The 22,010-nt window shown below is 60.4% G+C and carries 22 protein-coding genes and 1 riboswitch; of the genes, 20 read left to right on the forward strand and 2 right to left on the reverse strand.

What is annotated here, in order from left to right:
• The first annotated feature begins 204 nt into the window (after positions 1-204).
• From KUV51_RS18960 to KUV51_RS19030, 15 genes are all read left to right on the forward strand, one after another.
• Positions 205-738 (forward strand): EF-hand domain-containing protein, encoded by a 534-nt coding sequence (locus KUV51_RS18960; RefSeq protein WP_222523012.1) that lies wholly within the window; start codon positions 205-207, stop codon positions 736-738.
• Positions 739-836: 98 nt separating this feature from the next.
• On the forward strand, positions 837-1,835 hold the full coding sequence (locus KUV51_RS18965; RefSeq protein WP_222523013.1) for a YHYH protein: 999 nt from the start codon (positions 837-839) through the stop codon (positions 1,833-1,835).
• 8 nt (positions 1,836-1,843) lie between these two features.
• Positions 1,844-2,380 carry a YbhB/YbcL family Raf kinase inhibitor-like protein gene (locus KUV51_RS18970; RefSeq protein ID WP_222523014.1) on the forward strand — a complete coding sequence of 179 codons (537 nt, stop codon included), beginning with the start codon at positions 1,844-1,846 and terminating at the stop codon, positions 2,378-2,380.
• Positions 2,381-2,402: 22 nt separating this feature from the next.
• Positions 2,403-3,047 (forward strand): PEBP family protein, encoded by a 645-nt coding sequence (locus KUV51_RS18975; RefSeq protein WP_222523015.1) that lies wholly within the window; start codon positions 2,403-2,405, stop codon positions 3,045-3,047.
• Positions 3,048-3,442: 395 nt separating this feature from the next.
• A riboswitch (TPP riboswitch) is annotated at positions 3,443-3,545 on the forward strand.
• A 139-nt stretch (positions 3,546-3,684) separates the two neighbouring features.
• Positions 3,685-4,665, forward strand: coding sequence for an FAD-dependent oxidoreductase (locus KUV51_RS18980; protein ID WP_222523016.1), 981 nt, complete (start codon positions 3,685-3,687; stop codon positions 4,663-4,665).
• Positions 4,643-4,840 carry a sulfur carrier protein ThiS gene (gene thiS, locus KUV51_RS18985; protein ID WP_222523017.1) on the forward strand — a complete coding sequence of 66 codons (198 nt, stop codon included), beginning with the start codon at positions 4,643-4,645 and terminating at the stop codon, positions 4,838-4,840. Before KUV51_RS18980 ends, thiS begins: the two co-directional genes overlap by 23 nt.
• A 1-nt stretch (position 4,841) precedes the next feature.
• The gene (locus KUV51_RS18990; protein ID WP_222523018.1) at positions 4,842-5,612 is read left to right on the forward strand and encodes a thiazole synthase; all 771 of its coding nucleotides are present in this window, start codon (positions 4,842-4,844) and stop codon (positions 5,610-5,612) included.
• A complete protein-coding gene (locus tag KUV51_RS18995) occupies positions 5,609-6,205 on the forward strand; it encodes a thiamine phosphate synthase (protein WP_222523019.1) in 597 nt (198 codons plus the stop codon). The genes KUV51_RS18990 and KUV51_RS18995 overlap by 4 nt, the downstream gene beginning before the upstream one ends.
• A complete protein-coding gene (locus KUV51_RS19000; RefSeq protein WP_222523020.1) occupies positions 6,202-7,158 on the forward strand; it encodes a HesA/MoeB/ThiF family protein in 957 nt (318 codons plus the stop codon). Before KUV51_RS18995 ends, KUV51_RS19000 begins: the two co-directional genes overlap by 4 nt.
• Before the next feature lie 10 nt (positions 7,159-7,168).
• Positions 7,169-8,107: an ABC transporter substrate-binding protein gene (locus KUV51_RS19005; protein ID WP_222523021.1), complete on the forward strand. Its 939-nt coding sequence runs from the start codon at positions 7,169-7,171 to the stop codon at positions 8,105-8,107.
• Positions 8,104-8,772, forward strand: a complete 669-nt coding sequence (gene tenA / locus KUV51_RS19010; protein ID WP_222523022.1) for a thiaminase II — start codon at positions 8,104-8,106, stop codon at positions 8,770-8,772. Before KUV51_RS19005 ends, tenA begins: the two co-directional genes overlap by 4 nt.
• Positions 8,769-9,470 (forward strand): ABC transporter ATP-binding protein, encoded by a 702-nt coding sequence (locus tag KUV51_RS19015; RefSeq protein ID WP_222523023.1) that lies wholly within the window; start codon positions 8,769-8,771, stop codon positions 9,468-9,470. Before tenA ends, KUV51_RS19015 begins: the two co-directional genes overlap by 4 nt.
• The gene (locus KUV51_RS19020) at positions 9,467-10,120 is read left to right on the forward strand and encodes a TenA family protein (protein WP_222523024.1); all 654 of its coding nucleotides are present in this window, start codon (positions 9,467-9,469) and stop codon (positions 10,118-10,120) included. Before KUV51_RS19015 ends, KUV51_RS19020 begins: the two co-directional genes overlap by 4 nt.
• Positions 10,117-10,860 carry an ABC transporter permease gene (locus KUV51_RS19025; protein ID WP_222523084.1) on the forward strand — a complete coding sequence of 248 codons (744 nt, stop codon included), beginning with the start codon at positions 10,117-10,119 and terminating at the stop codon, positions 10,858-10,860. The genes KUV51_RS19020 and KUV51_RS19025 overlap by 4 nt, the downstream gene beginning before the upstream one ends.
• 173 nt (positions 10,861-11,033) lie before the next feature.
• A complete protein-coding gene (locus KUV51_RS19030) occupies positions 11,034-11,672 on the forward strand; it encodes a hypothetical protein (protein WP_222523085.1) in 639 nt (212 codons plus the stop codon).
• A gap of 75 nt (positions 11,673-11,747) precedes the next feature.
• Here the strand turns inward: KUV51_RS19030 and KUV51_RS19035 are convergent, their stop codons facing one another.
• Together KUV51_RS19035 and KUV51_RS19040 are read right to left on the reverse strand one after the other, a co-directional pair.
• Positions 11,748-12,464 carry a response regulator transcription factor gene (locus tag KUV51_RS19035; protein WP_222523025.1) on the reverse strand — a complete coding sequence of 239 codons (717 nt, stop codon included), beginning with the start codon at positions 12,462-12,464 and terminating at the stop codon, positions 11,748-11,750.
• Entirely contained in the window at positions 12,461-14,149 is a 1,689-nt protein-coding gene (locus tag KUV51_RS19040) for a sensor histidine kinase (RefSeq protein ID WP_222523026.1), read from the reverse strand. The genes KUV51_RS19035 and KUV51_RS19040 overlap by 4 nt, the downstream gene beginning before the upstream one ends.
• Positions 14,150-14,365: 216 nt before the next feature.
• Between KUV51_RS19040 and KUV51_RS19045 the strand changes: the two genes are divergently transcribed.
• From KUV51_RS19045 to KUV51_RS19065, 5 genes are read left to right on the forward strand one after another with little or no spacing between them, the layout of a single operon-like run.
• A complete protein-coding gene (locus tag KUV51_RS19045; protein ID WP_222523027.1) occupies positions 14,366-15,622 on the forward strand; it encodes a glycosyltransferase family protein in 1,257 nt (418 codons plus the stop codon).
• 30 nt (positions 15,623-15,652) lie between these two features.
• Positions 15,653-16,894 (forward strand): glycosyltransferase, encoded by a 1,242-nt coding sequence (locus tag KUV51_RS19050; protein ID WP_222523028.1) that lies wholly within the window; start codon positions 15,653-15,655, stop codon positions 16,892-16,894.
• On the forward strand, positions 16,891-18,042 hold the full coding sequence (locus KUV51_RS19055; protein ID WP_222523029.1) for a glycosyltransferase family 4 protein: 1,152 nt from the start codon (positions 16,891-16,893) through the stop codon (positions 18,040-18,042). The genes KUV51_RS19050 and KUV51_RS19055 overlap by 4 nt, the downstream gene beginning before the upstream one ends.
• On the forward strand, positions 18,039-19,829 hold the full coding sequence (locus tag KUV51_RS19060) for an ABC transporter ATP-binding protein (RefSeq protein WP_222523030.1): 1,791 nt from the start codon (positions 18,039-18,041) through the stop codon (positions 19,827-19,829). Before KUV51_RS19055 ends, KUV51_RS19060 begins: the two co-directional genes overlap by 4 nt.
• Positions 19,830-19,845: 16 nt before the next feature.
• Positions 19,846-21,954, forward strand: a complete 2,109-nt coding sequence (locus tag KUV51_RS19065; protein ID WP_222523031.1) for a phosphotransferase — start codon at positions 19,846-19,848, stop codon at positions 21,952-21,954.
• The last annotated feature ends 56 nt before the right edge of the window (positions 21,955-22,010 follow it).

Genomic DNA, 22,010 nt, shown 5'->3' on the forward strand with positions numbered 1-22,010 from the left:
CCGCTTTGTGTTTGTTTAGCGATATGCGGCCCATGCTCCGAGTCTCGATGCCGCTTCATTTGTCGCAATTTGTCTCAGCGCCTGCCATTGCGACAGATCGCGACAAACAAGATCCCCGCCCGACACACCTTTCTGGCATGACCTGTCCATATGGCAGTCAGACGCGGCAAAACCGCGGCTCGATTTCAACGGAAAGGACAACCCATGAACCGAACGAAAATACTGGCTGTTACCGCACTCGCCCTGAGTGTGTCTGGTGTCGGCGCAGTCATCGCCAATGCGCAGGACAATGCAGAGCCAAGCCCACCGCCGGCGGCCGAAGGTCAAGTCACCAAGGTTGACATGCGCGACGACCATGACGGAAAGCGCAAGCGCGGCCATGGCAGGAATATGCGCGGGGGCGAGATGCTTCGCGATGTCTTTGAGGCGGCCGATGCAGACAGCGATGGCGCTGTCACTGCAGAAGAGGTCGAAGCGTATCGTAACGCCCTCGTGGCGGAGGTGGATGCCTCCGGCGACGGTGCCTTGTCCATTGAGGAGTTCGATACGCTGTATCGCAGCTTCACCCGCTCGCGCATGGTGGACGCGTTTCAAAGACTTGATGCGGATGGCGACGGTCAAATCGCACCGGAAGAGATGGAGCGCCGCGTTGCACGCTTCGTTGAGCGGTTGGACCGCGATGGGGATGGAACGCTGACGCTGCAGCGGCGTGGTGGCCGCGCGGCTCCGCAGGAGTGATCGTTCCGGGGCGGCCCGTTCCGCCCCGGCCTGAATTCAAAGGTGTCGCCGCACTCTCGGTGGCCGGGCGACACCGCTTCGAACAAGGAGGAAATCAAATGCAATCAGACTCCTCACTCACTTCGAAACTTCTTACATTCACCGTTCTCTCGACATCTGTTGGCTTCATCTCCGCCGGTGCAGCGCTTGCCCACGATCCGGAGGAGCACTGTACCGCAATCATCGCCTCGGTCGAAGAGGCCGGGTTTGCGGACAAGGTGGCTGTCACCTGCGAGAACGGCGCAGCCGTAATTTCGTCAAACACGTATCCCGACCACGAGTTGATGACGGGCATCGTCGGGACCAATGAACAGGTGCCGGTGCCTGCTCCGGGTTATGACGCTCCAATCCCGCTCGCTCCGGTTCTGGGCAACACGCCGCACACGCGGGACTCCGCACTCGGTGTGGCGGTGAACGGTGTGCCGATCTTCGACTACACCGGCGGCGGCGAAATGACGGAGGAGGACCTTTACCACTACCAGACTCAGCACGATACGCTGCAAACCCAGCAACTCGATGTGTGCGGCGGACATGCCGGACGCGGAGACGATTATCACTACCATGTCAAACCTGTTTGCATGATTGCCCAGATGGAGAATGCCGGGAACAACGCGATCATCGGCTGGGCGTTCGACGGCTTTCCGATCTACGGCGACAACAACCCGGATGGTACTGCCATCCCTGATGGGGTTCTGGACGTCTGCAACGGTCAGCCGGACGAAGCATTCGGCTACCGATACCATACGTCGGAGGGCGCGCCCTACATTGTGCAGTGTCTCATGGGGGAGGTTGCCGATATTCGCGAGTTGCCCCGTGTCTCGCCGCTGGTCGATGCAAAAACGGGTCATGGCACGGACCCGGGTCGCCCGCCGCGTGGTGGTGTTGAAAACCTGATCTTCACTGAAGGTACGGATGGCACCCGCAGCATGGATTACAGCTATGAGGGTGAGGACTACTACATCCGCTATGCCCCATCCGGCACGCCCGACTGCTATTTGTTCGAGACCCGGACTGTGACCAATGGCGGCGAGGTTGTCAGCGGCGAGTACTGCCGATGAGGAGCTTGATGTCATTGTTCGCGGTGGTTTGCTTGGCTGTCGCGGGATCCGCGCAGGCAGAGGATGCGTTTTCCCTCACAAGCTCGGCACTGACAGATGGTGGCATGCTACCGGCGGACCTGAAATGCGCGCGAGATGGTGGCAGCGGCGCTTCACCGCCACTTGAATGGCATGACGTGCCTGTTGGAACCGAGAGTTTTGCGCTCATCATGCACCACTATCCGCGGGGCACGACCGCTGGTTTTGATACTCCAAGTCACTATTGGCTGCTTTGGAACGTACCTGCCGATTTTACCAAGATCGGTCGTGGTAACCCAGCGTCGATTGGTGACGAGGGTGCTGACAAGGATCGAATGCGCACCGGCTACACCTCGCCATGTTCTCCCGGTGGCCAGCAGCACGAATACACCATCACGGTCTATGCGCTCAATGGGCCCATGGACGATCTGCCTGGCTACGACGACCGTCAGGTTGACTGGCAAATGATGACCAATGCGCTGGAGGGCAAGGTCATCTCATCTGCACAGCTTTCGTTTCTGAACTGACCCAAAAAAGGAGAAGATTACGATGCGTACCATCATTGCAGCACCGCTTATCCTGACCGTAGCGCCCGTCTTTGCTGAACCCCTCACGATCACTGCTGACATCTGGGCAGACAATTGGTTCGAGATGTCGGTGAACGGCACCAAGGTGCTTGAGGACAGCGTTCCAATCACGACCGAGAGATCCTTCAATGCGGAAACCGTGACATTCACAGTTGAGCCGCCGATGACCATCGCCATCAAGGCAATGGATTTCAAAGAGAATGACAGTGGTCTGGAATACATCGGGACCGGTCGCCAGCAGATGGGAGACGGGGGTCTGATTGCCCAATTCATGGATGCAGTGACCGGCGAAACCATTGCTGTAACGGATGATACGATGCGCTGTCTTGTTGTGCACCATGCTCCGATTGATCGCGCGTGTGAGAGGTCCGGCAATCCGGTTGCAGGCCAAGGCGCCTGCGGGTTCGAGATGACCGCAGAGCCCGAAGATTGGACTTTGCCCGCATTTGACCCGTCGGACTGGCCACAAGCGACACTTCATTCTGCCCGCGCCGTCGATCCGAAGGATGGTTACGACACTATAAGCTGGTCACCGCAGGCTCAGTTCATCTGGGGTCCCGACCTTGAACGGGACAATACAATCCTTTGCCGCGTCACCATAGAATAGCTGTTCACCCTAGGCGCACCTGGCGACAGAGGCTGACGGGAGCGAAGAACAAACGCGATGCAGGATCAGAGTTCATTTTCGTCCGTCGCATGTTTCAATGACGACAACAGCGAAAGAGTCCGGAGGTCGGACCAAGTGGTTGAAGCTGTTCCGCTCGTCAGAGCCAAGCACCTTTGGTGCTGGGTGGGAATATCAGGATCATCAATAGCCTGCTGGATGATACCACAGCAACATCACAATGATCGCGAATGCAGATTGGGGCTCAGACCCGATCATCACGCTGCTGTTAGTGACTGACCTGCTGCCCTGAGAACCCAAGGGCGCGGGCCGCTCGATCTGGGAATGACGTTCGCACATCTGTTTGACGAACCCATACGAAGATCGTATTCATCAACTCACACCTGTTGGGGTGCCCCGTTGGGGCTGAGATGCGCTGCGCGTGAACCCATTGAACCTGAACCGGTTAGGACCGGCGGAGGAAACAGTTCATGAAGACGCACGCCGTCTCTGATTGCCCCCCGTTTGCTTTCTTGATCCTCTTTGAAAGGGGCATCGATATGCTGAGCGGAACAGCTTTGGCGACCGATGGTCTCGGCACTGTTCGTGCGTCCACGAGACTGCGCTGTGGATCGCCGAGATGAGCAGGTTTTTTTCAATAATTGGTGGTGGCGTCTGCGGTCTTGCGATGGCGGCGGAGCTTTCAGCCCGCGGAGCGCAGGTCGAGGTGATCGAGCGCAACGGTGCACCCGGTGAACATGCGTGCTCCTGGTGGGCAGGTGGCATGTTGGCACCGGAATGCGAAGGCGTGAGTGCCGAGCCCGGAATTGTCATGGAGGGTCGCAAGGCCGCTGCATGGTGGGAAAATCATGGTGCAGCAGTGATCCAACGCGGCACGCTGGTTGTGGCCCTTGGTCGTGATCAGAGCGAGTTAAAGACCTTTGCCCGACGTGCGCCGACGGCTGCAATGCTGGATCGGCCGGCTTTGGAAAGCCTTGAGCCGCATTTGGCGGAGCAGTTCTCAAAGGCCCTGTATCTCGCTGAAGAAGCACATCTTGATCCGCGTGCCACGCTGACGGAACTGCATCGGCGCCTTGCACGAACCGGTGTGGTCTTTGGGGATGATCCAAAGGGACAGATCATTGATTGCCGTGGTCTTGCGGCGCGCGATACGCTTTCCGATCTGCGCGGGGTCAAAGGTGAAATGCTGGTGGTGCGTTGCCCTGACGTGGCTTTGTCGCGGCCGGTTCGCCTGCTGCACCCGCGGTTTCCCCTTTACATCGTCCCGCGCGGCGACGGTGTCTTCATGCTGGGCGCCACCCAGATCGAAAGTGGTGAGCGCGGTCGTGCCACTCTGCGTTCCGTCATGGAACTGATGAACGCGGCCTACGCGCTGCATCCCGCTTTTGGCGAAGCCGAGCTGTTGGAAATCGGCGTCGACGCGCGGCCCGCGTTTCCCGACAACCAGCCGCGCATCCGCCAGATCGGCGAACGGATCTATGCAAACGGTCTCTTTCGGCACGGATTTCTGCTGGCGCCCGCCTTGGCGCGAATGACGGCGGATCTGGTGCTGGAGTGCAAAACACCGGAGATTTGGTATGAAGATCATCGTGAACGGTGAGACACTGGTCAGTGACGCGCCCGATCTGGGGGCATTGCTGGTCGAGCTTGGCAAGGGCGATGCCAAGGTCGCCACCTCGGTGAACGAGGCGTTCGTGCCCAAGACCATGCGCAGCGCGCAGGCGCTGAGTGACGGAGACCGGGTCGAAATCGTCGCCCCCCGGCAGGGAGGGTGAGATGCCTGAGTTCTATGGCAAAGAGATCGCATCGCGGCTGATGCTGGGCACCGCACAATACCCGTCCCCTGCTATCCTGGCCGATGCCTTTCGGCAGTCGGCAGCTGGTATCGCAACGGTGTCCGTGCGGCGTGAAGCGGGCGGCGATCAGGCAGGGCAAGATTTCTGGGCGTTGATTCAAGACTTGGGCGTGGCTGTTCTGCCCAACACCGCGGGCTGCCATTCGGTGCGTGAGGCGGTGACAACGGCCCAGATGGCACGCGAGCTTTTCGACACCAACTGGATCAAGCTGGAAGTCATCGGCCACGCCGACACCTTGCAACCCGACCCTTTCGGTTTGATCGACGCCGCCGCGCAACTGACAGAAGACGGGTTCGAGGTCTTCCCCTATTGCACCGAGGATCTGGTGCTGTGCGAACGGCTGGTTGAGGTCGGCTGCAAGGTTCTGATGCCGTGGGGCGCACCCATCGGCACGGGGCTGGGGCTCAACAACATATACGGGCTGCGCAGTCTGCGCGCGCACTTCCCGGACATTCCGCTGGTGGTCGATGCGGGGCTAGGCCTGCCGTCGCAGGCGGCTCATGCGATTGAGCTCGGGTATGACGCGGTGCTGTTGAACACCGCCGTGGCCAAGGCTGGCGATCCGGTTGCAATGGCCAAAGGGTTTGCCCGTGCGGTTGAAGCGGGCGCCCTTGCACACCAGGCTGACGCGATGGAACCACGCGATATGGCGGCCCCGTCCACGCCCGTGTTCGGAAAGGCAATCCTGTGACATTGCACCCGTTCTACCCGATCTTCGATGATGTGGTTTGGCTGCGGCGGATGCTCCCTTTGGGCGTCAAGCTCGTGCAACTCCGGATCAAGGATCAGCCCGAGGACATTCTGCAGACGCAACTCAGCGAAGCGCGCGACCTGTGTCGCGCGCATAACGCGGTGCTGGTGGTCAATGATCACTGGCAACTGGCGATCGAGTTGGGGTGTGACTGGCTCCATCTGGGGCAGGAAGATCTGGATGACGCCGATGTGGATACGATCCGTTCAGCGGGCCTCAAACTGGGGATTTCTACCCATGACGATGCCGAGCTGGCACGCGCGCTGGCGCTGGCGCCGGACTACGTCGCGCTTGGCCCAATCTATCCGACGATCCTGAAAAAGATGAAGTGGCATCAGCAGGGCGTCGATAAGCTGACGCTCTGGAAAAAGCGCATCGGCGACATTCCACTGGTCGCCATCGGCGGCATGAGTGTCGCGCGGGCCGAAGGGGCGTTTGCCGCGGGCGCCGACATAGTCTCAGCGGTCACGGACATCACACTGCACGACGACCCCGAAGGCCGCGTGCGTCAGTGGTTGGAGGCCTGCGCATGAGCAGATACGCCCGCCAGACTGCCGTACTGGGCGACGCAGCGCAGGCGCAACTTGGCGAGGCATCGGTTCTTGTCATTGGGGCGGGCGGGCTAGCGGTACCCGTACTGCAATACTTGGTGGGCGCTGGCATGGGTCGTATCCGACTGGTGGATGCCGATTTGGTCAGCCTGTCCAACCTGCACCGCCAGACGCTTTTTCGCACGGCGGATATCGGTCAACCCAAAGTCGATGTAGCCGCACGCACCATGTCGGCGCTCAATCCTGAAACGACCTTGGAGCCCATACGGCAGCGGCTTGATCCCGCCAACCTCGGTACGCTCTGTGACGGAATAGACTTGATCCTCGATTGCGCCGACAGCTTTGCGGCCAGCTACATGGCGTCGGATCACTGTCTTCAAACGGGCCAGCCGCTTGTGAGTGCCAGTGTCGTGGGCACTGCGGGATATGCAGGCGGGTTCTGTGGCGGCAAACCGGGGCTGCGGGCGGTCTTTCCCGACCTGCCGGATCGGCTTGGCTCATGCGACGCAGATGGTGTTCTGGGCCCGAGCGTCGGAGTGATCGGCAGCCTTCAGGCGCAGATGGCGATTGCGATCCTGACCGGGTATGAAACGCCGCTTGGTCAGCTTGTGACATATGATGCAGAGGCACTGCGGTTTGGCGGGTTCCGCTTCGACACGGCGTCAGACCCCACGCCCAACCCAGGTTTCATCGCACCCGCGGACATTCACGCAAACGACTTTCTGGTCGATCTGCGGGCCAAAGGCGAACCGGGCCCCGACTTGCCTCATGCCATACGCCATGCCGTCACCGACTTTGGTCCGCACGGCCCCCAACCCAAACAAGATCAACGCGCCGTTCTGGCCTGCCGGTCGGGCCTGCGCGCCTGGCAAGCGGCGGAGCGGCTTTCACAACATTGGGCGGGCGAGATCAAACTGCTCGCCCTCGGAGACTAAGGAGACCCCGATGAGATTTCTGCTTACAACCACCGCTGCCTTGTTGATCGGCACCCAGGCCATGGCGCAAGACAAGATGACCCTGCTTCTCGATTGGTTCATCAACCCCGATCATGGGCCAATCATCGTCGCCGAAGAGCTTGGTTACTTCGCCGACCAGGGGCTCGAGATCGAGATCATTCCGCCCGCCGATCCCTCCGCGCCGCCCAAGCTCGTCGCAGCGGGGCAAGGTGACATCGCAGTCAGCTACCAGCCCAGCCAGCACCTGCAAGTGGCCGAAGGCCTGCCATTGATCCGCGTCGGCACCTTGGTTGCTACGCCGCTGAACTGCCTGCTGGTGCTCAAGGACGGCCCCATTCAAGAGATCAGCCAGCTCAAGGGCGCCAAGATCGGCTTTTCCGTTGCGGGCGTGGAAGAGGCGGTTCTGACCGCGATGCTGGGCAAGCATGGTGTCAGCCTCGACGATGTCGAGATGGTCAACGTGAACTTCTCGCTCAGCCCATCGTTGATGTCCGGTCAGGTGGATGCGGTCATCGGCGCCTACCGCAATTTCGAACTGAACCAGATGGAGATCGAAGGCGTCGAAGGCCGCTGTTTCTACGTCGAGGAAGAGGGTGTGCCGACCTATGACGAATTGATCTATGTGGCCAACCCCGAGCGCATGGATAAGGATCAGGTCCGCCGCTTCCTGCGCGCGACGGAACTGGCAACCCAATACATCGTCAACAACCCGGAAGCCTCTTGGGAGCTGTTCAAGGGGTATTCGCCCGAACTGAACGATGCTCTGAACGCCAAGGCGTGGATCGATACGTTGCCACGCTTTGCATTGCGCCCCGAAGCGCTGGACGAGGGTCGTTACACCCGGTTCGAGCAATTCCTGGCCGACAGTGGTCTGATCGAGGGTACACGACCCGTGTCGGCGCTGGCCTTGGATCTAGGGGCGGAATGAGCTACGGAAGCACATTCACGGCTTGGCGGGATGCGACACCCGCCTGGCCAGCCTACACGCGCCACGCCTTTGTCAAAGGTCTCGGGGACGGAAGCCTGCCGCGCGAAGCGTTCCTGCATTACCTCAAACAGGACTATGTCTTTCTGATCCACTTCTCCCGCGCGTGGGCGCTGGCAGTGACCAAGGCGGACACGGTCGATGAAATGCGGCTGGCCGCAGGCACGGTTAACGGTCTGATCAACGAAGAGATCGCGCTTCATATCAAGACCTGTGCCGAAGCTGGAATTGATGAAACGACGCTTTTCGCCACGGAGGAACTGCAAGCGAACCTTGCCTACACGCGCTATGTGCTGGATGCCGGGCATTCGGGTGATCTGCTGGATCTGCTGGCCGCATTGGCACCCTGCGTGCTGGGCTATGGTGAGATCGGAACGCATCTGGCATCTAAGCAAACCTCGGACACCTACGCCGATTGGATCGGTACCTATGCCGGGCCTGACTATCAGAAAGTGTGCCACGATGTCGGCGCACTGATCGACGGGGCCATCGCGCGACGTCTTGGAGATGATCCGATGTCCAGCCCGCGTTGGGCCACTCTTCAGGCCCGCTTTGCCACGGCCACGCGATTGGAGGTCGGGTTCTGGGATATGGGGCTTGATCCGTGACCCAAGCCCTGCGCCTTACCGGGTCGGCAGCGATCCACGGCACGCCGGTCTTCTCTCAGGTTGACCTGACGCTGGAGCCTGGCACCTGGACCTGCCTGCTTGGGGCGAGTGGCGTGGGGAAATCCACGGTCTTGCGTCTCTTTGCCGGGTTGGCGGAAGAGGTCAGCTTCGACGGCCAAATGACCGATCCGGGCCGAGTGGCCCTGATGGCGCAACAGGACCTTCTGCTGCCGTGGCTCAGCGTGATTGACAACGTATTGGTCGGCGCGCGGTTGCGCGGGGACCGCCCGGACAAGGCGCGCGCGCAAGAGATACTCGCGCAGGTGGGGCTGGCCGATCACGCGGGCAAACGGCCGTCCGCCCTTTCCGGTGGGCAGCGGCAGCGGGTCGCCTTGGCCCGCACGTTGATGGAGGATCGCCCCGTCATCCTGCTGGACGAACCTTTCTCAGCCCTCGACGCACTGACTCGCGCGCAGATGCAGGATTTGACAGCAGAACTGCTCACGGACCGCACGGTGCTTCTGGTGACACATGATCCGGCGGAAGCGGCCCGATTGGGGCAGTCGATCTTCATTGTGACTGCGTCAGGGCTGATCGAGGTCGCTGCACCTGACGGTCAGATCCCTCGCCCGGTGGACGCGCCGGACGTCCTGCACGCCCAAGCCAACCTTCTGAACAAATTGCGGAGACCGAGATGAGCGCGACTGAACACCTTAAATCAACTGTTGCTGACGACTGGCACGCCGCAACGACACATGCCTTCACGGACGCCTTGGCAGACGGCACACTCAGCAACGACAAGATGGCGGGGTATCTGCAGCAAGACTACCTGTTCGTCGAAAGCTTTGTCCGCCTTCTGGCATCTGCAGTGGCACATGCACCAACACTGGCCGACGCGGTGCCCGGCGCGCAATTTCTGGGACTGATTTGTGGGACCGAGAACACCTATTTCTTGCGTGCGCTCGAAGCGCTTGAAGTGCCTCAGGCGGGTGAAGCAGCACCGGAAACCAAAGCATTCCAAACCCTCATGGACGAGGCGCGCCAGTCAGGTCGATACGAGATCATGCTGTCCGTGCTGGTGGTCGCAGAATGGATCTACCTCGACTGGGCCACGCCCGTTGAGGATCGCGCCGATGATCTGCCCTTTTGGCTGGGCGAATGGATCACACTCCATTCCGGTGCAGATTTTGCTGGTGTTGTTGCCTACTTGCGCGGACAACTCGACGCCACGTGGGAAACACTCGATGAAAACGCCCGGACTGACGTGACCAAGACCTTCACGGCTGCCGTTGCCCTCGAACGCGCCTTTTTCGATGCGGCATGGTCCGGCTTTCCAGTCGCCAGATGACGGGATGGCGGGCAGGGATCGCGGCCGCGCTTCTGGCGGTGACGCTGTGGCAGATGGTGATCTGGACCACCGGCGTGGCGCGCTTCATTCTGCCATCCCCTGCCCTGGTCGCACAGACCATCTGGGACAGCCGTGCGCTTTTGGCCGAACATGCGGCGATCACCATGACCGAAGTGCTGATCGGCCTGGTCCTCGGCGCAGCCCTCGGCTTCGTTTCTGCCATTGCACTCGTCGCCTCGCCCACGGCGCGAGCGCTGGTGCGGCCGATGCTCGTGTTCAGTCAGGCGATACCTGTCTTTGCCCTGGCGCCGATCCTGACGCTTTGGCTGGGCTTCGGTATGTGGTCCAAAATCGCCATGGCACTCATCATTATATACTTTCCAGTCACATCTTCGTTCTTCGATGCACTGATGCGGACAAATCGCGATTGGTTGGGGATGGCCCGTGTCATGGGGGCAAGCTCCGCGCGCATCATGTGGCATATCCGCGTGCCTGCTGCACTACCCGGCTTTGCGTCTGGGCTGCGTCTGGCAGCGGTCTATGCGCCCATCGGGGCCATCATCGGGGAATGGGTCGGCGCGTCAAAAGGGCTCGGCTACCTGATGCTGCTTGCCAACGGTCGGGCCAAGACCGACCTCATGTTCGCCGCGCTCATCGTGCTTGCCGTGCTGACGGTGCTTTTGCACGCTGGTGTAAACAAGGTTTGTGAAAAGACCCTGGATCGTTCCGAGGCCATTTGATCCCGTGTGGTTCCCGGCATCGAATGCCTGCGACGCCAACGATTGCTGGAACAAACGACTTCAAGCTTTCGGGCCTGCATGCGCGCCGTCCGCAATTCCGTATGCCGATGGTTGGCCCACGCCTGCTGAAATGTCGGAAGCGGACATTTTACGTGTGATCAAAGCTTTGGCGCATCCGCTCGACGTGCTGCCCAAGCGGGGTTCAAGATCATAGGGTCTATGCAGCGCACGGATTCCTTGCGCGTCAATTCCTATCACCGTTGTCGAACACCCGCACCGATAGCTGGGGTGGTTCGTTTGAAAACCGTACACGGTTTGCGGTCGAGGTCGCGAAATCCATTCGCGCAAATTGGCCCAAGGCCTACCCGCTGGCCTTCCGGCTGTCTGCTACCGACTGGGTAGAGGGCGGACTGGAGGTCGAAGATACGGTTGAGATTGCCCGGCGTCTCAAGGCTGAGGGCGTGGATATGATTGACTGCTCGTCTGGCGGGATCGGGGGGAAGGAACGGCCGAAGCGCATGACAATCGCCGAAGGTTTCCAGGCACCATTTGCTGCTGAGGTTCGAAAGAAAGCCGAGATCGCGACGATGGCCGTCGGTTTCCTTTGGGATGCCAAGCTTTGCGAAGACCTGCTTGGGTCGCAACAGGCGGACATGATCGCCCTAGCACGAGAGTTGCTGGATGACCCGAACTGGCCGCTACATGCAACAGCGCAATTGGATGCAACGGACGGCCACAGCCCTTGGCCAATCGAAGCTGGCTGGTGGTTGATGAAGCGGGATCGGCTGCTTGCCAAGCTCGGCTTGCGGTGAAGTTTGAACAGTCGCTTGGTTCGTGCCGCTCTTCGCCGTCTGCTTTCATCAAGCAACCGGAAACAGTTGTGTCAACTAAGTCGACTGCTCCTCCAGTACACTGTCCGTTGTTTCCAAAACGTAGCCGAAGCCCCGAACATTCCTCAACGCGACATCTGTTGTCGCTTGGGACAGCTTACGTCGCAGATATAGGATGTAGACCTCTACCACGTTGGTTTCGGGATCGAAGTCGTACCCCCACACGGCATTGAGAAGTTCCATCCGGTCGACAGGGCGATCCGTGTGCTGCATGAGATGCGCAAGCAACGAAAACTCTGTTGCAGTAAGCGCAATCGGGGTCCCATCAACGGTGACTTTCTTCCGCCCACGATCAAGACGTAGCGGCCCGATGCAAAGTTCTTCTTCTTGTGTTCCTGTGGTGCGGTCCGCACGCCGCAACAATGTCTCGACCCGCATGGCCATTTCCGCAAACGCAAAGGGTTTGGTCAGATAGTCGTCGGCTCCCGCCTCAAGACCTTCGAGCTTATCCTCCAACGCATCTTGCGCCGTGATCATGAACACGAGGATGTCGTCGCCTGCCTGACGCAACGATCTGCACAACTCCGCACCTTCGGCATCTGGCAGAAGCCGGTCAAGTATGACCAATGCATAGTCTCCGCCGTTGAGCTGCTGCGCAAATTCCGCACCCGAGTGCGTCACATCAATTATGTGACCGCGCCGCCGTAACGTATCGGCAATCATTTCGCTGATCTCTGGATCATCCTCGACAATCAGAATGCGCGCGGGGCTCACGGCGTTGCCTCTGTATCGTTCATACCTTCCGCATCGAATGGCATGTCCAATCGTACTGTGGCGCCACCTTCGCTATGGTTTTCGATTGTGATGGTGCCGTCATGCTGCTCCATGATCCAACGTGCAATCGCTAGGCCCAGGCCACTGCCGCGCGCCGATTTTCCGCCGCGTGCGGGCCCACGCCAGAACCGGCTGAATGCGCGCTCGGTTTCCTCTGCCGCAAATCCTGGCCCGTGATCGGAAACCTTGACCACTGCACGATCCTGTTCGCAGGTCAGGTCCACATGCACCACACTCCCGGCAGGCGCGATACGAACTGCGTTGTCGAGCGGGATCAGGATGGCTTGCCGCAGCCTTTCCGCATCACCCCGCACGACAACAGGCTCGGTTGGTTGGTGTGGGCGTATTGCAATGTCCTTGCGGCGGGAAAGCTCCTCGCTGTCCAGCAGGGTATCGGCCAAAACATCCTGCATGTTGATGCGTTGCCTCTCTATGGGAATGGCGCCCGCCTCGCTTCGGGCCACGAACAACATGTCATCCACCAACCGGCTCATCTGCTCCGCCTTGACCCGGACGCGTTCCAAAGCTGTGCGCATGTATGCTGCTGTTGCATCCGGGTCGCTCAGTGCAATTTCCGCCTTTCCGCGTATCACGGTCAAAGGTGTACGCAGTTCGTGGCTCAGGTCGGCAAGGACTCGCGCGCGGCCTTCGGCCAGTTCTTTGTGGCGCGTTGCGGCTTCCTCAAGTTCGACGGTGCGGGCTGCTACCTCGGCCTCCAAACCAGATTTTGCGGTTAGTAGTGCGTCCCGTTGCTGCGCGATCTTGTCAGTCATGGCGTTGAACTGATCAGCCAATCGGCCGAGTTCGTCTCGCTGCCGGATTTGCACGCGATACCCAAGATCTCCGTTCGCCACGGCATCAGTGCCTTTGGACAGGGCTTCGACCGGACGCAGAACGCTGCGGAAGAAAAAGACCCCAAGCAACACGACGAGCAAAGCCATCACCGCAACCAGGCCGTAGGCAGAGGCGCGCATCCGTTCGATCAGTACATCCATGGATGCAATTGCGCCGCCGACCTCTTGGATCTCTCGCGTGACGCTGGCTGCCAACAAGTGATCCAGCGCGTCGTCCAAACGATGCTCGACATCGTCACGATAGATCCGTCGCGCCTTTTCCTGATCCTGGTTAGTCAAGGCCGAGCCAATCTCTGTGCGCATCGCCTCGATCTTCTGGATGATGCCACGCAGTTCAGCCATGACCATCAGCTCGGCCTCTTCTTCGCGCACTTCGTCAAAGTCATCGACTTGCAAAAGCGCTTCAATCTCGGCGTGAACGGACGCTTCCATCGTTCCGATTGCACCAAGCAGGACGTCGCGTGCGGTTTCAACTTGTGACGGTTCCGGGCCAAGGATCAACAATTCGGCAATCTGCTCCGAATAGTCATTTGCCGCGCTTTCAATTGTTTTGATGGCCAGCGTCTGATCATAGGACGCGCGCATTTCTGCCAAGGCCGCATCATTGATGCGTAGGAAAGCGAGTAGACTCAGCGCAACGATTCCCGCCAACAGGACCACAAGGGCGAGGCTAAGCACGAGTTTCGTGCCGAACCTCATGTTCAGTTGGCGTTCGCAGTCGGCTAAAATGTCACCGGATGTCACGTCGGTTGGGCTGGTTTTGGTTAACATACCATCCAATTTACGGCCAAAAACTGCCAAAACCACCGCCTTCCGCACTCTCTTAGTGAATTCTAATTTTACGGAACGGGGGCGCGGACATAGCTATTTTCATGAAGGTTTTGTGACAGGAACGCAGCAAAAATCGCGCTTCGAAAGATATACGCGCGAGCTCTGTTTTCGCTGCAAGCGGGGCGTATCCCCACCGTTCATTGGAAGGATTTGAGCATGTCGCGATCAATCAAGTCTCTGGCTAAGCGTGCGCCGCGTATCATGCTGTACTCGCACGATACGCTGGGCTACGGACATCTCCGCCGCAACTTGTTGATTGCCAAAGCCCTATCCGAGCTTGATCAGAAACCCGAGATTCTGTTGATCGGTGGTATGCGCGAAGCGGGGGCCTTTGTCCTCCCTCCACGCACCGATTGCGTAACCCTGCCAGCCTACGCCAAACAAAGCGATGGCAGCTACAGGCCCCGAGAGTTGGGGGACGATATTGCCCGGCTTGCCCGTATGCGCAGCCGCATCATCAAGAGTGTAGCCGCCGGTTTTGACCCCGATCTGCTGATTGTCGACAATGTACCGCGCGGTGCACAGTTCGAACTGGATAACACGCTGGCAGCCTTGTCTCGTCGGGGTCACTGCCGCATAGTATTGGGCCTGCGCGACGTAATTGACGACAGCCAGGTCGTGCGCCGTCAGTGGCTGCGTCAGCGCAACTTCGAAACTGTGCGCCGGTATTATGATCAGGTTTGGATCTACGGCGATCCGAAACTCTACGATATTCTGAGTGATTGCGGCATGGACGAGCGGTTCGGATCCCGCGCGCACTACCTCGGCCTGCTCGATCCAACAGGACGTGGTGAGACAAAGCAAGCCGCGATAGATCTAGAAGCGATCGTCGGCAACGACCGGCGCCCCTACGTGTTCTGTGCGGTAGGTGGCGGACGCGACGGTGCCGATCTGTGCGAGGCGTTCGCCCGCGCACCCATGCCTGCCGGTCACCGCGGTGTACTGGTGACCGGGACACAAATGCCGGAAACGCTGCGCGATGGTGTTTTGAAACATGCTGAGGCGCGGGAAGATATGGTTGTGCTGCCGTTTGTGCACGAGCCGTTCGGCGTCATGGCTGGGGCTGCGCGCCTTGTCGGGATGGGTGGCTACAATACCACCATGGAATTTCTGGCAATAGATGCGCCGGCCCTGATTGTCCCGCGTTGCGAGCCCCGTCGGGAACAGGTGATGCGCACCACGCGCCTTGCAGCACGCGGACTGGTTTCGATGTTGCTGCCAGAGGATTTGTCACCGGCATCCATTGGTGACTGGCTCGCCAACCCGGTTTCACACAGTGGAACCGTGCCGGACATGGCGGGGCTCGCCCGGGTTCAGGACATGGCGCGCGCAGCGCTTGCCGATGTGCCAACCGCCGCTGCCATCCAGCGCAACCACAAGCCCAAGTCCGAGCGGTTTATTTCTGCCGCCTGACATTACAACCTCGGAGAAAGGATCAATGCAATGTCCCTGACATCGAACTATCCGCCCACATCGCGTGTTGGATACGTGCTGAAACGCTATCCGCGGTACTCTGAAACGTTCATCGTTAACGAAATCCTCGCGCATGAAGCAGTGGGGCAAGAGATTGAAATCTTTGCGTTGCGCCCCGTTGAGGAAACGCATTTTCAGGATCAATTAGGACAAGTACGTTCCCCCGTTACGCGTTTGCGCGACAAGTTTTCCGGGCCGGAACCATTCTGGCAGCGTTTGTCTGCTGCCTGCGAAGAGCGACCTGCTGCGTTGAATGTTCTTTCCACGCTTGATGGTATCGTTTCAGGCCAGGACGTCGCGCAAGCATTGGACTTGGCCGTCGAGGTTCGGCAACGCGGTGTGACGCACCTGCATGCACATTTTGGAACGGTCGCAACGTCGGTTGCCAGACTGGCTGCCGCAATGGCCGGAATAGGGTATTCCTTCACGGCGCATGCAAAGGACATCTACCACGAGTACAGCGCACCGCAGCACCTCGACCTGAAGTTCAGGGATGCGGATATGGCCGTTACCGTGTCGGACTACAACCTGAGCTACTTGCGCGATACCTTTGCTGCGCCCCGCGCCGTCAGAGTTTATAATGGGTTGGATCTTGATCGGTTTTCCTGGACCCCTCCAAAACCGCATGCGCCAGAAATCCTCGCCGTCGGCAGATTGGTTGAAAAAAAGGGCTTCCATTTCCTGATCGAAGCACTGCGTCTGATGCGCAGTGCCGGGCGGGATGTGACCTGCCGCATCGTGGGAGCCGGTGATGAAGAAGAGCATCTGCGCGCCCAGATCGCAGAATCCGACTTAGCCGACTGCGTCCAGCTGGAAGGTCCGCGCCCGCAGGCTGAAGTGATCGAACTGATGCGCAACGCGGCCGTTCTTGCATGTCCATGTGTGGTCGGCTCCGATGGCAATCGTGATGGATTGCCAACAGTATTGCTTGAGGCGATGGCGATCGGTCTGCCGGTTATCTCGACCAATGTCGTTGGCATTCCCGAACTGGTCCGAGATCGGGATACCGGCCTTCTGGTTGCCGAAGGTGACGCAGAAGCGCTGGCAGCAGCCTTGGTGGAGGTTATCGATGATACAGGCTTGCGGCAGAACCTGTCGCAGCGAGCGCGTGCACTGATCGAACGCGACTTCGACATCACTAAGAGTGCGGGCGCCTTGCGCGCCATCTTTGCCAAATCGATCGAACGGCGGAACCGCAAGCAGGTGGCATGATGCACATTGCCTATATCTGTACTGATCCAGGCATTCCCGTCTGGGGCGCCAAGGGCGCGTCGATCCACGTTCAGGAAATCCTGCGCGCTTTTGTAAAACGCGGCGCACAGGTCACGCTGCTGACACCGCGCGCTGAAGGGGAGCGCCCCTCCGATCTGGCGCAGGTTGAGGTTCATCCGTTGCCCCCCGCCCCCAAAGGCGAACCAACGCACCGGGCGCGGGCGCTTTTGGCCGCGAATGATGCGTTGACGGCGGCTCTGGATGACCTGCAACCGGATCTTGTCTACGAACGTCATGCGCTGATGTCCTACGCCGCCATGGAATGGGCCGCACAGGCGGGCCGACCGGGCGTGCTGGAAATCAACGCGCCACTCATCGCCGAACAGGCGGCGCATCGGCAGCTCGAACTCCCGCACGAGGCAGACGCCGCCGCCCGGCGGTCCATGCGGGCAGCACGGCTTGTCTGCGCAGTCACCGAACCGGTTGCGCAATACGCGCGGGCCATCGGGGGCAAGGACGTGATCGTTGTGCCAAATGCCGTGAACCCGGCCCGCTTTCCCGCGCCCCCACCGCGCCCAGATCGCCCCTTTACGGTGGGTTTCCTCGGCTCGATGAAACCCTGGCACGGATTGCCGACACTGGTTCAGGCCTTCTTCCAGCTCAAGCAGGCGGTGCCCGATGCCAGGCTCCTGATCGTTGGGGACGGCCCGGAACGCGCACGGATCGAAGACGAGTTCGCAAAGAGCGGCCTGTCAGGCGCGATCGAGATAACCGGGCTCTTGCCCGCCACCGCCGTGCCCGCCGCCCTCGCAAGGATGGATGTGGGAACAGCCCCCTATCACGCCATGGCTGACTTCTACTTCTCGCCGCTCAAGATCTACGAATACATGGCTGCGGCGCTTCCGGTCGTCACCACGCGCACCGGCAATCTCGACCAGCTTGTGCATGATGGCAAAACAGGTCTCGTCACACCGCCCGGCGATGCCGATGCCCTGACCCGAGCTCTTGCCCAATTATCTACGGATCTGCCATGGGCGCAGGCGATGGGGACCGCTGGGCGCAGCCATGTTTTGGCGCACCACACTTGGGATGCGACGGTGGAGCATGTCCTGACACGTGCCCTTGGCCGCAACGTGCGTGCCGCATGAGCACCCCGGCAGAGCCCGCACAGACGGGGCCTGGCCTTTTCGCGGTCTTGCGGCGGTTTCGGCCCTATATGCGAGGGCACGTCCTAGCGCTTTGTGGCGCGGTGTGCGCCCTGATCCTGTCGACGTTCATGCGTCTGGCCGAACCCTGGCCGCTGAAATTCGTCATCGATGCCGTCGTGCCCGTGCCGGACGCGCAGGCAACGGCTGCCACACGGATCGACCCGATGCTACTGCTTGCGCTCTGCGCCGGGGGGCTCCTGCTCGCCGTCCTGCTGCGGGCGGCTTTCCACTACATTGCAACGGTTGTCTTTGCAGGGGTCGGCAACCGGATGCTGGCGCGGGTGCGGGCCGACCTGTTCCGGCACCTGCAATCGCTGTCCATCGGGTTTCACGCCAAGTCGCGGACAGGCGATCTGACCATCAGGCTGGTCAGCGACGTGGGCATGTTGAAGGACGCACTGGTCACCGCCGCCATGCCGCTTCTGGCCAATGTGCTGATATTCGGCGGTATGATCGGCGTCATGCTCTGGCTCGACTGGCGGTTGGCGCTGGTGGCGCTGGCGCCGCTGCCGGTGCTCTGGGTCCTGTCGCACCTGCTGACGGTGCGCATCCGCAAGGTCAGCCGCACGCAGCGCAAACGGCAGGGCGCGCTTGCCGCCACCTCGTCCGAGGTGCTGGCCGGGATCGCATCAGTGCAGACACTCGGACTTGAGGAACACACGAACAAAGCCTTTTCCGGTGCCAACGAAAAGGAGATGCGCGAGGGCGTCAAGGGCGCCCGGCTCACTGCGGGGCTGGAGCGCTCCGTCGACGTGCTGGCCGGTCTCGGTCTCGTCGGAGTGCTTTTCTATGGCACGCTGCAAGTGCTCGACGCGCGGATCACGCCGGGGGATCTGCTGATCTTTGTCAGCTACCTCAAACATACCTATCGGCCTGTCCGCGGCTATGCCAAATACGCCGCGCGCCTGGCCAAGGCGCTGGCCGCGGCCGAGCGGGTCGTTGACCTGCTCGACCAGGACGACGCCGTGCGCGACCGGCCCGGCGCACGCCCTGCTCCGGCCGATCTGCACGGCAGTCTGACATTCGAAAACGTCCACTTCGCACATCAGGACGGAGCCCGGGTGTTCGATGGGCTCGATCTGACAGTTTCTGAAGGGGAGCGCGTCGCGGTGATCGGACCCTCCGGTGCGGGCAAATCCACGCTCGCTGCGCTCGCCTTGCGTCTTCACGACGTCGAGGAGGGTCGGATTACGCTGGGCGGCACGGACATACGCGATCTCACGCTTCAGTCCCTGCGGGCCACGGTTGCATTCGTGCCGCAAGAGCCTTTGATCATGTCGCGCACGATCCGCGACAACCTCACCCTCGGTCTCGATCGCGATCCGAGTGAAGACGAACTGGAGGACGCGGCACGCCGGGCGGTGTTACACGACTTCATCGCGTCCCTGCCGGACGGCTATGACACGCATCTCGCCGAGCGCGGCGCTACACTTTCGGGCGGTCAGCGCCAACGTCTGTCACTCGCGCGGGCCTTTCTGCGGCGCACCCCGGTGCTGATCCTCGACGAACCCACCACTGGGCTGGACCGTGAAAGCGCTGCATCGGTGATTGCAGCCATCGACTCCGTGTCCGAGGGTCGTACGACGCTGTTGATCACTCACGATCTTTCACTTGCTGCGCGATGCGATCGTGTCGCCACAATTTCGGGAGGGTCCGTGGCCGAAACTGGAAACGCATCATCTCTGCGCGCGGCGGGCGGATGGCTCGCAGCGGCCGAAGCGTGCTAATCAGGAGCAGTCGGGTATGCCATGGACAGTTGATCTGTTGCCAGCTGATGCCGCCTTGTGTGCACGGGATGCCGATCTGCCCGGTCTCGGCGCGGTTTTGAATGCGTCACCGCTCGCCCGAACAATCGGCTTGGGTGAGTTGCGTCACAGTTACCTGAACTACAAGCCCGGGACGAATTGTGTGGCCGGACTTGTCCCTGTCGATGGCAGCCTTGACGCTTGGGTGGCGATGACCTACCCGCAAGCGCGCTGGCCCGAAATCCGGAAGCGGCCGAAATGGAACGAGGGTCCACGGACAGCTGTCTATTTCGACGATGCTTTTACCGTTTTTGTTCCGCTGGCCTTGGAACGGCGTTTGCCAAAGGCGCGCCAATTGTCTGACGACGCGTCGCGTGCCGCATTGCTGAGCCGTCTTGGACTGTCCAACCACCGCCTCAGGATCCTCAGGTACAAACCGGGGCGCAGGATTGTACTGTGCGCCGATGGGCCGCATGGGCCTGTCGCCGTGATAAAGATGCATGCCGATCAGGCCGCCTACGACCGCGCTGTCGCAGGGGCTGTGTACGCGCGTTCAATGGGCGGACCCGAAGTTATCGGAACCGCGCAGGATGATTTCGCGATTGCAACTGCATGGACTCGGGGCCATGCATTGTCGCCGCAGTCCGCGCCGCGCGACTTCAACTTGGCGGGAGCAATGCTTGCGCATCATCATGTGGCGGGTAACCCGAAGAAGTTACCCGATTGGAAGCCTCCTGCTCTTCTGCGGACCGTGGAGGCGATTTCCGCCCTCTCGCCAGCTCTCGAAGTGCAGGCGCAGCGCTTGGCCCAACGGTTGCCTGAGCTGACGGCGTCCGAGATGGTGGCGCTGCACGGTGATTTTTCGGCCGACCAAGTGATACGGGACGGGCAGGGTACAGTGATCCTCGATTGGGACCGCGCGGCAACAGGTCCTGCCGCGCGCGATCTTGGCAGCGCGCTGGCCAGGCTCGACCTGGATGAGATTGAAGGTGTCGACACGAACGAGGCACGCACAGCGCTCTTGGAGGGATACGGTGCCGTAAGAGAGCTTCCGTCTGGCAGGACCATCGCTGCGCATCGTGCACAGGCGCTTTTTGCTCTGGCCGCTGAAGCTTTCCGCGCGCGCCGTGCCGATTGGGATGATCAACTGCGCGCCGTTCTCAGGCGGGTTGAGGAACTCTGTCAAAACCCACCAATGCCGACAACGAAGGGCACTATACCCGGTTTGGCCAAGGCGTTGAAGCCAGAGCATATGCGTGCCGGTTTTGGGGAAAAGCCGAAAGCTATCACGCTGACAAGGCTGAAGCCCGGGCGTCGTGCCATGTTGGAATATGTCCTTCCGGACGGCCAGGTCTTGCTGGGCAAGCTGCGGGCGAAAGGCGCTGATCGAAACGCGCCGCATCTGCAGTCAAAATTGCGGTCCGCCGGGCTCAATGGGCGTGACGGTGTGGGTGTGGCGCCAGTGGCGGGCACGATGGACGACCCGGCAATCTGGCTGCAGGAGCAGGTTCCGGGTGATGCGCTTGGCGATATGCAAGATGGCTCTGCGCTTGCTCACCTGGACGCCATGCGGCGCACGGGGCGTGCACTGGCGAAGCTCCATAGCACACCGGCTCAAACGACAAGGCAATGGACCCACGCCGATGAGTGGGATGTCTTGGAAAAGGCACTCTCCAACGGGCCGCATGATGATCTATTGTCACTTGCAAGGGCGCGCTTAGACGGGCTTCCAAGCGCGCCGCGTGTAGGGCTGCACCGCGATTTCTACTTTGACCAGGTCCTGGTAACGCCGGATACAATTTGGCTTGTCGATCTGGATCTGTATGCACTGGGCGATGCTGCGATTGACCTTGGGAACTTTCTGGCTCACTTGGATGAACTTGCATTAAGGCGCGGCAGGGAGCCGGGTTATTTCGCTGCTCAGCAGGACGCCTTTCTCGAGGGATACGCCAACCTTGCACCGCTTCCCGATATGCATCGTGTGAATTCGTTTCGCTGGATATCTCTGGCGCGTCACATTGCGATCGCCGCGCGATTTCCGGACCGTCGGCATGCCATCCCGGCCCTCGAAGCCCTGTGTCGCAAGGAGCTTTCAAAAGGGCAGTGAGATTTAGACCCATGCGCGGCCTGACCTGTGCATCTTGCTCGTCCCCTTTGTCCAAA

Origin of the sequence: Tateyamaria omphalii (assembly GCF_019802125.1) — a bacterium.
Classification (GTDB): domain Bacteria; phylum Pseudomonadota; class Alphaproteobacteria; order Rhodobacterales; family Rhodobacteraceae; genus Tateyamaria; species Tateyamaria omphalii_B.